The sequence below is a fragment of the Lysinibacter cavernae genome (assembly GCF_011758565.1).
Classification (GTDB): domain Bacteria; phylum Actinomycetota; class Actinomycetes; order Actinomycetales; family Microbacteriaceae; genus Lysinibacter; species Lysinibacter cavernae.
Genome location: NZ_JAAMOX010000001.1, coordinates 1,511,724 through 1,524,914, shown reverse-complemented (window position 1 = coordinate 1,524,914; position 13,191 = coordinate 1,511,724). Strand labels below are relative to the sequence as shown.

Below are 13,191 nucleotides of genomic sequence, written 5' to 3'. Positions count from 1 at the left end.
GTTAGCTCTGCTTTGACGCTTCGTTGAGTACCGACCGCGTTGCGGTGTAGGCGACCCGAGCGGCCTCGTCGATGCCTTTGGCTGCGAGCTCGTCGGAGATGACCTCAACCGTGACCACGTTTGGGGTTGCCCCGTGTTGTTCGAGCGCTCGCAGCATCCCAACAGGGTCGCCCCAGCCCAACCCTGGTAGCAGGCGGTGGTGCAGCGACTCAACCCTGAGTGGTGTCATTGCGTGCTCAAGCACGTCGCACAGCTGCACCGAAACGATGCGGTCGGCGGGAACTCGCGCGAGGTCGGCTGACGTCTGGCCTGCGCGTGCCCAATGCCAGGTATCAACCAAGAGATGCGCATTCGCCTTTCCCGTCGCCTCGATGATGGCCCATGCCTCCGGAATGTTTGGGATGCCGCTGTAGGGCATGTATTCGACCGCAATGATGATGCTGCCGGCCCTGTCGCAGAGCGCGGTGAGCGCATCCACGATGGATGCGTGATCCAACTGTTCAAGGAGCCCAACGTTGACCTGCGCTACGCCGAACAGTTGGCACATATGAAAGGCGTTGGCCTCCTTTGTGATCTCCGCATCGGTTGACACGAGCTCTGGTCCCCAGCCGGTGAGGTATTCAACCTCCGTTACCCGGATGTTGTACTCGTCGAGGGTGGCGAGCATGTCGCTGTCTGAAAGCCCCTCTGCCTGTGCCGCAACATAGTTCTCAACGCGGAGCCCAACGCCGGAGAAGCCAGCCTCTGCGGCAGCGCGCACGCGTTCGCGGAACGGCACCTCTGTCGTGAGTCCGAGCGTGTAGGAACTCAGGGTGATGTTGGTCGCTGGTGAGATGAAGCTCATGAGGTGGCCTTTCGTGCGCGCAGGGCCGTTCGTTCGGCGGCGTGCGATGTCTCGTAGTCGGTGGCGCCGGCAATATCGCGCGCCGCGATGTACCCAAACGTCATCGCAGGGCCGAGGTTGATGCCTCCGGCCGGGTAGTGTCCGCCCATGACGTTGACCTGGTCGTTGCCGGCAACATACAAGCCGGGAACGGGGTCACCTGAGGCTGTTAACACGCGAGCTTTGCCGTCTGCGGAGACCCCGGCAAACGTGCCAAAGCTGCCGGGGAGGATGCGGACCGCGTAGAACGGTCCACGTTCGATTGGGGCAAGCGACGGATTCGGAAAGGGGTTGCTTGCATCCCCTCCAGAGCGGTTGAAGGGGGTCGAGCCTCGCCCAAACTCGGGGTCTTTTCCTGCCCTGGCGTTGGCATTAAACGTGGCCACGGTGTCGCGGAGTGCAGAAGGATCAATGCCACACTTTCGCGCGAGGCCCTCAAGCGTGCGGGATTTCACGATGTAGCCGTTCCTGATGTAGGGAAACAGCGGGACAGGCCGTGGCTTCGCCATGCCAACCGGGTATCGGCGGGCAAAGGTGTGGTCTGCAATCATCCACGACTCGATGGTGTCGCCTTCCGGCACGGACTCGACCATGCCCTGCACGAAGTCGTAGTATCCGTTGGCCTCGTTCACAAACCGTTTGCCGTTGCGGAGAACGCTGATGTTCCCTGGCTTTGCGCGGTCAGGGATGTGCGGGAAGGTGCCGATTCGGCCGCTGCGGTATGGCATGAGCGATACCGGGCACCAGGCTGCAGCTGACGCGACGTCGCTGCGGAAGTGTCCGCCAACCGATTCCGCGAGATTAATGCCATCGCCGGTTGTGCTTGCCGGAGCGAGGGTCCAGTGCTCGTTGCCGGTGGGGGTCCGTGCGAAGAACTCCCTTCGCCGCTCAACATCGTTTGGGAAGCCACCTGTTGCGAGCACAACGCCCCGCGTCGCGGTGATGGTGTAGTCGTCGCCGTCTGGCGAACCAACGACCGCGCCGGTTACGCGCCCAGACTGGTCGGTGAGCAGCCGCTTTGCGGGGGTTGATACGCGAATATCGACGCCAAGATTGTCAGCCGACATCGCCAACCGCCCGGTGAGTGCCGTGCCATTCACGAGTTGCATCCCCTCGCGGTGCCAGATGAGGTCCCATACGTGGAAACCGACGCGCCACGCGCAGTGGAAAAACGATCGAACATCGCCGCGCATCGCATTGAGGAAGGCTGCGAGGTCAGGCCCCGCCATGATGCCCATGCCAAGGAACGAGGTTTCGTAGAGTTGACCCCGCAGCTTCTTGCGAAGCGGTTGTTTGATAGCTCTCGCGTTGAGGGGCTTCGGCCCGACCGAGCGATGCCCAGTTCCGGCGCCGGGGTTATTGCCATAGATGTCGTTGATTTTTGCTCCGGGCACAAACTGCAACGACGTCTTGTTGTGGAAGAAGCCAACCATGTTTGGTACGGCGTCGAGGAATGCGTCGATGCGGTCTTCTTCATACTGTTCCCCGATGACGCTTCTGAGGTAGGTGCGGAAGGTTTCGGGGTCCTCATCGACTCCGTCAGCTTTGGCGAGAGGGTTACCAGGGGTCCACATCCAGCCGCCTGACCAGGAGGTCGCGCCGCCGCACACGTCTGCCTTCTCTACGACGGTGACGGAGAGCCCGTGGTAGGCGGCGGTGACGGCCGCCGAGAATCCTCCTGCGCCTGAGCCAATGACGAGGACATCGGTTGTGACGTTGTTCATGCTGAGATGCTGCTTTCTGCGAGGGGAGCTGGGGAGGGGGTGAGCGCAATAACGGTGCCGGTTCGGGCTGATTCGTAGACGGCCGCGATAATGGCGAGGGATGCGCGCGCGTCACGCCCCGTGACGGCCGGTTCGCGGCCCTCCTTGATAGCGCTGACAAAATCTTGGATCTGCAGCGTATGAAACGGTGTGAGCTGGCCGTTGATCTGCGAGAGTGGGATGTTAGCTCTGGTGTGAGCGTTGTATACCTGTGTAAATTCGGTTTCGCCCTCAACCGTCCAGACATCGTTGACCGCTTCGTTTCCCTCAGGAAACTCGGTGAGTGAAGCGACCGCGCCGCTGGTGCCAGTCACCGAAACGCGATTGCCGAGATTGAGGTTGCTCACGGTTGAGGCATTGATCGAGGCGATCGCTCCGCTCGCAAATCTGACGGTCGCAACGGCCGAGTCTTCGGTTTCGATGTGTGCTCCGAATTTCTGGGTGGCAATGAATCCGGACACCGATACGGGTTCGCCAAGAAACCACTGCAATAGGTCAATCTGGTGGACCGCCTGGGTCATGAGTACTCCGCCGCCGTCGGTGAGCCAGCTGCCGCGCCAGGCGTCGGCTGAGTAATACTCCGTTTCTCGAAACAGTTGTACCGTGACTTCGCCAAGAATCGGCTGGCCGATGCGACCGTCGTCGATTGCCGCACGGATGCGCTGGGCGGCCGGCCAAAATCTGCGCTGAAAGAGTACCCCGAAGGTAACGCCTGCGGTATCTGCTGCCGCGATCATCCTGTCCGCCGCAGCGAGATCAACCGCGATTGGTTTTTCGCAGAGCACGTGGAGCCCCGCGCTTGCCGCGGCCACAACAACCTCTTCGTGAACCGGATGAGGTGTGCAGACGGTGACGGCGTTGAGGCCAAGGGCGAAGAGCTCATCGGTTGTTGCGACGGCGTGTGGGATGTTGTGCGCCGCAGCGAATTCCTGCGCGCGGGCGAGATTTGAGTCGCAGCAGCCGACGACAACTGCTCCGGGTGTCTGAGCGAGAGCAATCGCGTGGTTTGCGGCGATATTGCCGCATCCGACGATTCCGAGGCGAAGGGTCATCATTGCTCCTAGTGGTTGCCCAGCTGGTGTTGACCCGAGCATATACAACGTTCGCACGCAGCACAAGTGTGCGCTCAGCGCACATAATTGGACTCGGAGATCCATCGGTTCGCCGCTCGTTGCGAATAATGAGCCCAAAAATCGCAAGGAGTGGCGAACCGATCGGGAGCGGACGGGTGGTGGGCGTTGCCGGGAGTGACTAGGTAAGCGAATCGACCGCGATCGCCCTTGCGCACTCAATGAGGCGCGGGATCAGGATTGTCTCAAGCTCGCTGCCCGTGTAGCGAGTTGCAGGGAGTTCGACCGTGACAGCGCCGAGCACCGTATCGCTTCTGGTGCGAATGGCTGCGGCGGCCCCAAGCATCCCGCCCTCAAGCTCGCCAACAGAGACAGCCCAGTCGCGCTCGCGCGCGGCGTCAAGTTCGCGACCGAGGACAGCTCGGTCGATGACGGTGTCTTTTGTGTAGGGGAGGAGCTGCGTTGTTGCCAGAAACGCTTCGCGCCGTTCGGCAGAAAGATTGGCGAGCAATACTTTGCCTGACGACGTGGCGTGGGCTGGAAAACTTGTGCCAACCGAGATCGCCATGTTGAGGAGGCGCGGTGAGGCAGTGCGCGAGATGAACACAACGCGGTCGCCATCGAGGATCGAAACAGAGACCGCTTCGCCAAGATCGAGGCTGAGCTTTTCGATGTGGCGCTGAGCTACGCGGGGAAGCGGGAGATTGCGGAGGTATGAGAAGCCGAACGAGAGCACGCGTGGAGTCAACGAAAAATTGCGCCCGTCTTGGGCCATGTAGCCGAGGTCTGTCATCGTCAGCAGCACCCGGCGAGCGGTCGCGCGCGGGATGCCGAGTCGGGTCGCGACCTCAGACAGGGTGAGCACCGGATGTTGGGCATCAAAGCACTCAAGCACGTTGAGTCCGCGTTCAAGAGATTCGAGGAAGTAACTTGGGCGTTCGCCAGAATCGGCAGGGGATACGTCGCCTGAGAGGGCCTCATCGATCGATTCCTGCGCCATTGGTTGTGCTCTTCCTGCTTGGGTTCACGGGAGCGTGTCCCTCAGCATTCTAGCCATGCCGTTTGGGCCGGCCAGCGCGGACACGGTTCGCCATCCCCGACATGGGGCTGTGCACGGCTCATGCGACAGAGTATTGTTGCGTCAATGCGACGCCGCACTGGCGCTCGTGCACCTGAACACATGTGAGCAAGGGAGCCGCAATGACGCTCGACCTGAGCGAACCAGGCCTCGCTGAACGGGCAGCCCGACAGCCGTGGCAGAAGGCCGCCTCATACTGGGCCGAGATCGAGTTGGCCACGGCAAATCTTGATACCCCGACGGTGATTCTCTCGGCAGAGGCGCTGCTGCACAACGCGCGAGACATGGCTCGTCGGGCATCGGGTACCACGATCCGCGTTGCGAGCAAATCACTCAGGGTGCGCGGCGCTATTGAGCAGGTGCTCACCCTCCCCGGTTACGCGGGTGTGCTCGCGTTTACACTGCCAGAAGCCTTGTGGCTGGCCGAAACCGTTGAGGATGTTGTTGTTGGCTACCCAACGGCGAATCGTAACGCGCTTCGCCGGCTGGCCACAGACGAACGGCTCGCCGGTCGGGTCACGATCATGGTGGACGCCGTTGAGCAACTCGAACTCGTCAACAGTGTGCTTCCCGCATCACAACGAAACACGATTCGTGTCTGCCTCGACTTTGACGCATCGTGGCAGGCTCCCGTGCTTGGGCATCTTGGCGTCCGCCGTTCGCCGCTGCATACACCGGCAGCGCTACAGGATCTTGCTCGTCGGGTCATTGCGGAACCCGGCTTTGAGCTTGTCGGAGTGTTGTCGTACGAGGCCCAGATCGCGGGCGTTGGCAGCCGGCCAGTTGGCAAACCCGTCGAGGGGGCGATTAATCGCTGGATGCAGCGCAATTCCTTTGCCGAGCTGAGCGAGCGCCGTGCCGAGGCCATTGCTCTTGTGCGTGCCGAGCAGGCCCTTGAGTTTGTCAACGGTGGCGGCACCGGGTCGCTTGAGGTGACCTCCGCCGACCCAAGCATTACCGAGATTGCTGCGGGAAGCGGCCTCTTCGGCCCGCATCTGTTTGATAACTACGACAATTTCACGCCGGCACCGGCCGTAGCCTTTGGCCTCAATATCGTTCGTAAGCCGCTTCCGGATACCGTAACGCTGCTTGGCGGCGGATGGATAGCGTCGGGTCCAGCCGGCGATGACCGACTCCCGCAGGTTGCCTGGCCAAAAGGGCTGAGCTATCTGGCCCGAGAGGGCGCCGGCGAGGTGCAGACCCCACTTGCCGGCGATGCGGCGCGCAGCCTGGCCGTTGGCGACCGTGTGTGGCTCCGCCACACCAAAGCTGGCGAGATCGCCGAGCACGCCAACGACATTCATATTCTGAGCAATGGCGAGCTCCGGGGGAGCATTCCGAGTTACCGAGGTGAAGGGTACGCGTTTTTATGATCACACTGCGCGGAAGCAAGGCCGCTGTTCGTGAGCCACACGAGCAGGCCGTCTCATCTTCGGTTCCCGTTCCCAACTCGGCCCTCTGGCGCAACTGGGGTCGTGTCGAAAGCTCGACGCCCAGTTTCATTGCGGCCCCTGCCTCTGCTGGAGATGTGCAGGCCATTGTGCGCGACGCGCGAGATCGCTCGCTCACGGTAAAGCCCATCGGTGCCTCTCACAGCTTCACCGCGATCGGTGCGACCTCTGGCATTCGGCTGACCCTCGATGGGCTCAGCGGGCTGGTCGCCTATGACAGGGCGCGTGGCCGCGTCACGATTGGTGCTGGCACCCACCTCTACGAGCTTGGCGACATCTTGCTTCCCCTCGGGCTCGCGCTCGAAAACATGGGCGATATTGACCGCCAGACCATCTCGGGAGCCATCTCGACCGGAACGCATGGCACGGGGGCCTCCTTTGGCGGAATCGCAACGCAGGTTGTTGGCGTCACGCTTGTGGACGGGCAGGGAAACCTGGTCCGTGTAAACGAGCAGGAGAATCCTGACCTGCTCCCTGCCGTCGCGCTCGGGCTTGGCGCGCTCGGCGTACTGGTCGACGTGACGCTGCAGTGCGTGCCAGCCTTTGTCCTGAGCGCGGTCGAGCGACCGCTCCCCGTCGCCGAGGTCCTTGAATCGTTTGTTGAGCGTTCTCTTGAACACGACCACTTCGAGTTTTACTGGTTTCCGCACACTCAGACCGCGCTCACAAAGACAAACACGCGGCTGCCGAACGACAGCCCTCGCGCGCCGCTTAGCAAGGTTTCGCACTGGGTTGACGACGAACTCATGGCCAACGGCTTGTATCGTGCCGTGTGTGGCATAGGAAAAGCGCTTCCTTCCACGACGCCTCCCGTGAGCCGGTTCATCCAGCGCCTCACCGGAAACCGCAGCTTCAGCGACTACTCGCACAGGGTGTTTGTCACCGACCGAAGCGTTCGGTTTCGCGAGATGGAGTATGCGCTCCCGCTCGACCAGGTTGTGCCTGCCGTTCGAGAGATCATGACGCTCATTGAGCGAAAGGGCTGGCGAGTATCGTTCCCCATTGAGGTGCGCAGCGCTGCCGCTGATGGCGTATGGATGTCGACGGCCAACGAACGGTTGAGCGGCTACATCGCGGTGCACCGGTACTGGCGCGAGAATCATGTTGAGTATTTTGAGGCCGTTGAGCGCATCCTCAGGTCATACGGGGGCAGGCCGCACTGGGGCAAAATGCATCAGCTCTCGGCGAACGATGTTGCTGAGCTCTATCCGCACCTGCCACGTTTCCTTGCGGCGCGGGATCGGCTCGACCCCGCGCGCGTCTTTGCGAACCCGTACCTTGATCGGGTGCTTGGCCGCTGACCTTCTGATCGCCCAGGCCAGCCTGAACGCTCGGCGGAGTCGGTTGTTCGTTGTCACCAAAAAACTCTCAGCAACACTCCACGCAACTCCCAGTATGATTAAGTCATGTCTGGTTGGATCGTTCCTCTCATAATTGTTGTCGCCCTCGTGGTCATCATTGGTATTTACCTGTGGTCGACCTATAACTCGCTTGTGCGACTCAACGTTCGCGTTGACGAAGCATGGAGCGACATCACCGTTCAGCTCAAGCGTCGAGCCGACCTCATCCCGAACCTCATCGAGACGGTGAAGGGATACGCCACGCACGAGAAGGGCGTCTTCGAGGCGGTTACTCAGGCGCGTGCCGAGACCTTGTCTGCGCAGGGCCCTGCAGAAGCATCAGTGGCCGAGGGCCACATGCAGTCCGCGCTGAAGAGCATCTTCGCCGTCGCAGAGGCCTACCCTCAGCTCCAGGCGAGCCAAAACTTCCTGCAACTGCAGGCCGAACTGGTTGACACTGAAGACAAGATTCAGGCATCGCGCCGCTTCTACAACGGCGGAGTTCGCGAGCTCAACACCAAGATCAAGGTCTTCCCAAACAACATGTTTGCGCGCAGCCTTGGCTTCACCGAACGCGACTTCTTTGAGGTCGAAGACCTGGCTGCCATCTCGGAGCCACCCCGCGTTCAGTTCTAACTTCACCCCCAATTTGGTCATACGCCGGTTTGCTTCGCTTGCCGGCGTATGCCAGTTAAGAGCAACACCGTGAGACGGTCATCTCACGAAAGAAGGAGCCGGCGATGTACAGCGCCATCCGAAAGAACAAAATCAACACCGCGCTTATTATCGTGCTGTTTATTCTCATAATTGGTGGCCTCGGCTGGCTCGCCAGCTATGTCTATGGCAACCCAACGATCGTGTACTTCACGGTTGGGTTTGCCCTGCTCTATGCGCTTATCCAGTACTTCACGGCCAGCAAACAGGCCATCGCAATGAGCGGCGCGCGCAAGATTGAGAAGGCCGACAATCCGCGCCTGTACCGTATCGTCGAGAACCTGTCGATTACCACCGGAACCCCGATGCCAGAGGTCTACATCGTCAACGACCCAGCGCCAAACGCATTCGCGACCGGACGCGACCCAGAGCACGCCGTTGTGGCCGCCACAACCGGGCTGCTCGACATCATGACCGACTCCGAGCTTGAGGGCGTCATGGCCCACGAGCTCGGCCACGTGCGCAACTACGATATCCGCCTCAACATGATCGTGTACGGCCTCGTTGTTGCCATCGGAATGCTTGCCGACATGTTTATGCGCATGGCCTTCTTTGGCCGCCGCGACAGCAACAACGGCGGTGGGGCAGTGCTCCTCATCTTTGGGCTTGTTGCCATGATCGTTGCCCCGCTGATCGCGAGTGTTGTGCAGCTTGCCGTTTCGCGCCAGCGAGAGTACCTTGCCGACGCGACGGGCGCGCTCACCACTCGCCACCCAGAGGCGCTCGCCAGTGCCCTGCATAAGCTCGGCGAATATTCGCAGCCAATGCAGAAGCAGAGCACAAGCATGGCTCATATGTGGATTGCCAACCCGCTCAAGGCCGGCGGGCTTGACCGCCTTTTTGCGACGCACCCTCCCATCGCCGACCGCATTCGCCGCCTGCTCGACATGGGTGGCAAATTCTAGATCAGCTTGGATTCGGCGCCAGCTCGATTAGAGCCCGGCCACGAGCCGTTCGTAGAAGCTAATGCCGCGAAGGTAGCTTGAGACCCGAATGCGTTCGTCAACGGCGTGCAGCGCGCCCCGTTCGTCGGTTGTCAGATCGAACGGGCTGAAGCGGTAAACGTGGGCCGAGAGCTTGGCAAAGTGTCTTGCATCGCTCGCGCCAAGCATGATGTAGGGCGTCACGATCGTGTTGTCGAACGTGTCTCGGATGCTTGCCGCGAGGTGTTCCCAAGCCGGGCCGTCGTGTGGGGAAGTTCTCGAAGGCTCGTTCGCCTCGTCAATTGTGATGCTCACCAGCGGGTCGTGGATTGCCTTTGTGAGGTGACGGATGGACTCTGCAACCGAGGATCCCACCGCGATACGAACGTTCACTATCGCCTTCGCGGATTCGGCGAGGGCGTTTGCTGCGAGGGAACCTTCGAGCTGGGTGACGGCCATCGTCGTGCGGACCATTGCCCTGGTTTCGTCGCTCATCCGGGCGAACACCTGGGGCAGCAGCGACTTCGCCGCGGTTGGATACTTTGCCGCGTAGGCGAGCGGGCCCGTTGCCTCAGCCCCGAGGATCGAGACCATCGCCACGTTTGTGGCGGTGAGCTTTGCCGGAAACTGGTTGCGCCGCAGCCGGTCAATGGCTCTCGCGAGCCTCGCCGTTGCGGTCATATCAGGAGGGGTCGAGGCGTGCCCTCCCTGCTGGCGCACGGTGAGTCGGACATTCATGATGCCCTTTTCGCTCACGCCAACCACCGCGATGGGTTTCTCTACGCCGGGGAAGACGCCCTCAACGACGGCGCCGCCCTCGTCGAGAACAAACGCGGGAGTGACGCCTCGCTCGGTGAAGAGCTTTGCGATGGCCTGCGCGCCGGAACCCTGAACTTCTTCGTTGTGTCCAAAGCTCAGATAGATGTCGTGTTTGGGAACAAAACCGTCGACCGACAGTTTCTCGGCGGCCTCGAGCAGCGTGACGAGCGCGCCCTTGTCGTCGATCGCACCGCGCGACCAGATGGTAGCGTCATCCGTGCCCTCTCCTGTGAGCGTCGCCGAGAACGGCGGATGCGTCCACCCCTCGTCGGTTGCCGGCACGACGTCGTAGTGGGCCATCAGCACGCTCGGCTGCTCTGATGAGGCGCCCTTCCACCGGAAGAGGATCGAGTGCTCAGCCACCAGTTCGTGCTCGAGATTGGCGTGGAGCGATGGGTACAGGTCGGCGAGGGCCTCGCGAAACCGCTGAAAGCTTGCCCAGTCGGTGTCGGCCTCGAGCGGAGGCGAGACGGTGGGAATCCGGAGGAGCGTTCGGAAACGGTCAACTGCACTGTCACTCATGGACTCAGCCTAAACCGAGCCGGGCCGAAACAGAACCGTAACCAAATAGGTACGAATGAGGCGCCGTTTCTTCTTGGTGAGGGGGAACGTGACGGATAAGGTCTAATATATTGTCGTTACACCGACCGCCCAATTATTTATCGCCACAATCGCTAACGAAGAGAGCCAATCGTGACTCGAAACAACAAAGCCTCCCTTACCGCCTTTCTCAGCCTCACGGCTGCCGGAGCCCTGCTCCTCACCGGCTGCAGCAGCAACGGTGACTCTGGCGACAGCGCTGACGCCGGCCCGCTTCTCAAAGAAGGCGTGTTCAAGATTTGCTCCGAAACCGCGTACCCACCGTTTGAATTCAAAGACGACTCAACCGGTGAAATCGTAGGCTTCGACATCGACTTCGCCAACGAGATCGCTAAAGACCTTGACGCAAAGCTTGAGATCGTCAGCAGCTCGTTTGAATCCATCGAGTCTGGTGCAGCCCTCGACGCGAAGAACTGCGACGCCGTCATCTCGGGCATCTCGATCAACGACGAGCGCGCCACCAAGTTTGACTTCTCAGAGCCATACTTTGACGACAACCTTGCGCTGCTCGTGCGCGACGACTCCGGCATCACCAGCCTCGACACGTTCGAAGGCGTTGTTGGCGTGCAGGACGCAACAACTGGTCAGGCCTTCGCAACCGAAAAGGGTCTTGACCCCAAGGCGTTCGAGGACGGCACCATCGCTGTGCAGGCCCTCGAATCCGGCAGCGTTGACGGCGTGATCAACAACATCGCTACGCTTGCGTACTTCGCAAAGGACAACTCAAGCCTCGTCATCGCTGACAAGTTCGGCAGCGAGCCCCTTGGCGCTGGCGTACGCAAGGGAAACACCGAGCTGCTCGACAGCATCAACGCGACCCTCAAGCGCATGGACGAAGACGGCACCCGCGAGGCAATGCTTGCCCAGTGGATGCCAGCAATCAAGTAAGCCCCGCGCTACTTTCTATACAAAGGTGACTGCATAATGGCAATGACCGCACTGAAGCGTGCCCGGCTGTCGCGAGGCATCCAATACGCTGTCCTGATTATCGCCGTGGTTGTTCTTGCGCTGGTCGCAGACTGGGGCAAGATCGGCTCGGCTTTCTTGAACTGGGACGTGCTGAAGAGCCAGTTCCCCGACATCATTACCCTCGCGTTTGTGAATACGCTTATCTTCACGGCGCTCGGATTTGTGGTCGGTATGAGCGGCGGCATCCTGCTGGCGCTCATGAAGCTCTCGTCCGTTGGGCCGTACCGTTGGATCGCAACACTCTACATCGAGATCTTCCGTGGACTTCCTGCGCTGCTGGTGTTTGTACTCTTTGGGTACGGCCTTCCAACGGCGTTTGGCATCACGATGGATACGTATGTGACGGCAATGTTCGCACTCGGTACGGTTTCAGCGGCCTATATCGCTGAAACCATCCGGGCCGGCCTACAAGCCGTTCCCGCGGGTCAAATGGAGGCCGCACGGTCCCTCGGCATGTCGCACGCGCGGGCAATGATCACCATCGTCATCCCGCAGGCACTTCGCATCGTGCTTCCGCCGCTGACCAACGAGATCATCCTGCTGACCAAAGACTCCTCGCTCATTTACGTGCTTGGACTCACCGTCAGCCAGTACGACCTGACGAAGTTTGGTCGCGTTGGCCTCACCGCAGCAAACGCGGGCCTCACGCCGCTCGTTGCTGCGGGTGCGTGCTACCTCATCATTACCGTGCCGCTCAGTTACCTGTCGCGGCGCTTCGAAGCGAAGACGGCGAGGATCAAAAAATGAGCGACACCGCAAACACCGGCGGACGCATCGTAGTTGAGGGCGTGACCAAAGCCTTCGGCAGCAACGAGGTGCTCAAGGGGATCAGCCTTGATGTGAACCCCGGCGAGGTTGTCTGCCTCATCGGGCCAAGCGGTTCGGGCAAATCGACCCTGCTGCGTTGCATCAACCTGCTTGAGCGTCCTGATGCCGGCACGATCACCGTTGGCGACACCCTTGTTACCGATCCAGAGTGTGACATCGACGATTTTCGCCGTCGGGTTGGGCTCGTCTTTCAACACTTCAACCTGTTCCCGCACCTGACGGTTCTCGAAAATTGCTCGATTGCCCAGCGCAGGGTGCTGAAACGCTCGCGCGCAGAAGCCGACGAGATTTCGTTGCGCAACCTCGAGCACGTTGGCCTCGCCGACAAGGCGATGGATAAACCGTCGTCGCTTTCCGGAGGCCAGCAGCAGCGTGTTGCGATCGCTCGGGCGCTCAGCATGGACCCAGAGCTCATGCTCTTCGACGAGCCAACCTCTGCGCTTGACCCGGAGACTGTTGGCGATGTGCTTGCCGTTATGCGCGGCTTGGCGAAGGCCGGCATGACCATGCTTGTGGTGACACACGAGATGGGCTTTGCCCGCGAGGTTGCCGACAAGGTTGTGTTTATGGACGGCGGGGTTGTTGTTGAGGCCGGCCAGGCCGCTCAGGTCATTGGCGCGCCGCAGAACGCGCGCACGAAGGAGTTCCTGAGTCGCGTGCTTAACCCAACCGACGTGGACCTGGCCGACTAGCGTTCGCCCATCCACCGCGCCTCATACAGATATGACGCAAGAGTTCCCATAGCCCGTTGGG

At 60.9% G+C, this 13,191-nt stretch carries 12 protein-coding genes; 7 read left to right on the top strand and 5 right to left on the bottom strand.

The annotated features are described in order from the left end of the window. Window position 1: 1 nt before the first annotated feature. The 4 genes from FHX76_RS06860 to FHX76_RS06845 all read right to left on the bottom strand — a co-directional run bounded on the left by FHX76_RS06860 (window position 2) and on the right by FHX76_RS06845 (window position 4,716). The gene (locus FHX76_RS06860) at window positions 2–844 is read right to left on the bottom strand and encodes a sugar phosphate isomerase/epimerase family protein (protein WP_167149180.1); all 843 of its coding nucleotides are present in this window, start codon (window positions 842–844) and stop codon (window positions 2–4) included. Continuing rightward, window positions 841–2,607: an FAD-dependent oxidoreductase gene (locus FHX76_RS06855; protein WP_167149178.1), complete on the bottom strand. Its 1,767-nt coding sequence runs from the start codon at window positions 2,605–2,607 to the stop codon at window positions 841–843. The genes FHX76_RS06860 and FHX76_RS06855 overlap by 4 nt, the downstream gene beginning before the upstream one ends. Beyond that, window positions 2,604–3,701, bottom strand: coding sequence for a Gfo/Idh/MocA family protein (locus FHX76_RS06850; RefSeq protein ID WP_208402458.1), 1,098 nt, complete (start codon window positions 3,699–3,701; stop codon window positions 2,604–2,606). The genes FHX76_RS06855 and FHX76_RS06850 overlap by 4 nt, the downstream gene beginning before the upstream one ends. 196 nt (window positions 3,702–3,897) lie before the next feature. Next, window positions 3,898–4,716, bottom strand: coding sequence for an IclR family transcriptional regulator domain-containing protein (locus FHX76_RS06845; protein WP_167149175.1), 819 nt, complete (start codon window positions 4,714–4,716; stop codon window positions 3,898–3,900). Between the two features lie 200 nt (window positions 4,717–4,916). Between FHX76_RS06845 and FHX76_RS06840 the strand changes: the two genes are divergently transcribed. The 4 genes from FHX76_RS06840 (at window position 4,917) to FHX76_RS06825 (ending at window position 9,204) form a co-directional block, all read left to right on the top strand. Then, window positions 4,917–6,167, top strand: a complete 1,251-nt coding sequence (locus tag FHX76_RS06840) for an amino acid deaminase/aldolase (RefSeq protein WP_167149173.1) — start codon at window positions 4,917–4,919, stop codon at window positions 6,165–6,167. After that, a complete protein-coding gene (locus tag FHX76_RS06835; protein WP_167149171.1) occupies window positions 6,164–7,546 on the top strand; it encodes a D-arabinono-1,4-lactone oxidase in 1,383 nt (460 codons plus the stop codon). Before FHX76_RS06840 ends, FHX76_RS06835 begins: the two co-directional genes overlap by 4 nt. 105 nt (window positions 7,547–7,651) lie before the next feature. Further along, window positions 7,652–8,221 (top strand): LemA family protein, encoded by a 570-nt coding sequence (locus tag FHX76_RS06830; protein WP_167149169.1) that lies wholly within the window; start codon window positions 7,652–7,654, stop codon window positions 8,219–8,221. Between the two features lie 104 nt (window positions 8,222–8,325). After that, the gene (locus tag FHX76_RS06825; protein WP_167149167.1) at window positions 8,326–9,204 is read left to right on the top strand and encodes a M48 family metallopeptidase; all 879 of its coding nucleotides are present in this window, start codon (window positions 8,326–8,328) and stop codon (window positions 9,202–9,204) included. 27 nt (window positions 9,205–9,231) lie between these two features. Here FHX76_RS06825 and FHX76_RS06820 read toward each other — a convergent pair whose 3' ends face one another. Continuing rightward, window positions 9,232–10,563: a M20/M25/M40 family metallo-hydrolase gene (locus tag FHX76_RS06820; RefSeq protein WP_167149165.1), complete on the bottom strand. Its 1,332-nt coding sequence runs from the start codon at window positions 10,561–10,563 to the stop codon at window positions 9,232–9,234. Window positions 10,564–10,734: 171 nt separating this feature from the next. Here FHX76_RS06820 and FHX76_RS06815 point away from each other — a divergent pair, with 171 nt between their 5' ends. Genes FHX76_RS06815 through FHX76_RS06805 form a run of 3 tightly spaced genes read left to right on the top strand, consistent with a single transcriptional unit; the run spans window position 10,735 to window position 13,130 of the window. Next, complete coding sequence (locus FHX76_RS06815) at window positions 10,735–11,529, top strand: transporter substrate-binding domain-containing protein (protein ID WP_167149163.1); 795 nt, start codon at window positions 10,735–10,737, stop codon at window positions 11,527–11,529. Between the two features lie 36 nt (window positions 11,530–11,565). Then, window positions 11,566–12,357, top strand: a complete 792-nt coding sequence (locus FHX76_RS06810; RefSeq protein WP_167149161.1) for an amino acid ABC transporter permease — start codon at window positions 11,566–11,568, stop codon at window positions 12,355–12,357. Then, on the top strand, window positions 12,354–13,130 hold the full coding sequence (locus tag FHX76_RS06805; protein ID WP_167149159.1) for an amino acid ABC transporter ATP-binding protein: 777 nt from the start codon (window positions 12,354–12,356) through the stop codon (window positions 13,128–13,130). Before FHX76_RS06810 ends, FHX76_RS06805 begins: the two co-directional genes overlap by 4 nt. Window positions 13,131–13,191: the final 61 nt, after the last annotated feature.

Coding starts and splice junctions, on each gene's coding strand:
- FHX76_RS06860 (WP_167149180.1), bottom strand. CDS start 844: ATGAGCTTCATCTCACCAGCGACCAACATCACCCTGAGTTCCTACACG.
- FHX76_RS06855 (WP_167149178.1), bottom strand. CDS start 2,607: ATGAACAACGTCACAACCGATGTCCTCGTCATTGGCTCAGGCGCAGGA.
- FHX76_RS06850 (WP_208402458.1), bottom strand. CDS start 3,701: ATGATGACCCTTCGCCTCGGAATCGTCGGATGCGGCAATATCGCCGCA.
- FHX76_RS06845 (WP_167149175.1), bottom strand. CDS start 4,716: ATGGCGCAGGAATCGATCGATGAGGCCCTCTCAGGCGACGTATCCCCT.
- FHX76_RS06840 (WP_167149173.1), top strand. CDS start 4,917: ATGACGCTCGACCTGAGCGAACCAGGCCTCGCTGAACGGGCAGCCCGA.
- FHX76_RS06835 (WP_167149171.1), top strand. CDS start 6,164: ATGATCACACTGCGCGGAAGCAAGGCCGCTGTTCGTGAGCCACACGAG.
- FHX76_RS06830 (WP_167149169.1), top strand. CDS start 7,652: ATGTCTGGTTGGATCGTTCCTCTCATAATTGTTGTCGCCCTCGTGGTC.
- FHX76_RS06825 (WP_167149167.1), top strand. CDS start 8,326: ATGTACAGCGCCATCCGAAAGAACAAAATCAACACCGCGCTTATTATC.
- FHX76_RS06820 (WP_167149165.1), bottom strand. CDS start 10,563: ATGAGTGACAGTGCAGTTGACCGTTTCCGAACGCTCCTCCGGATTCCC.
- FHX76_RS06810 (WP_167149161.1), top strand. CDS start 11,566: ATGGCAATGACCGCACTGAAGCGTGCCCGGCTGTCGCGAGGCATCCAA.
- FHX76_RS06805 (WP_167149159.1), top strand. CDS start 12,354: ATGAGCGACACCGCAAACACCGGCGGACGCATCGTAGTTGAGGGCGTG.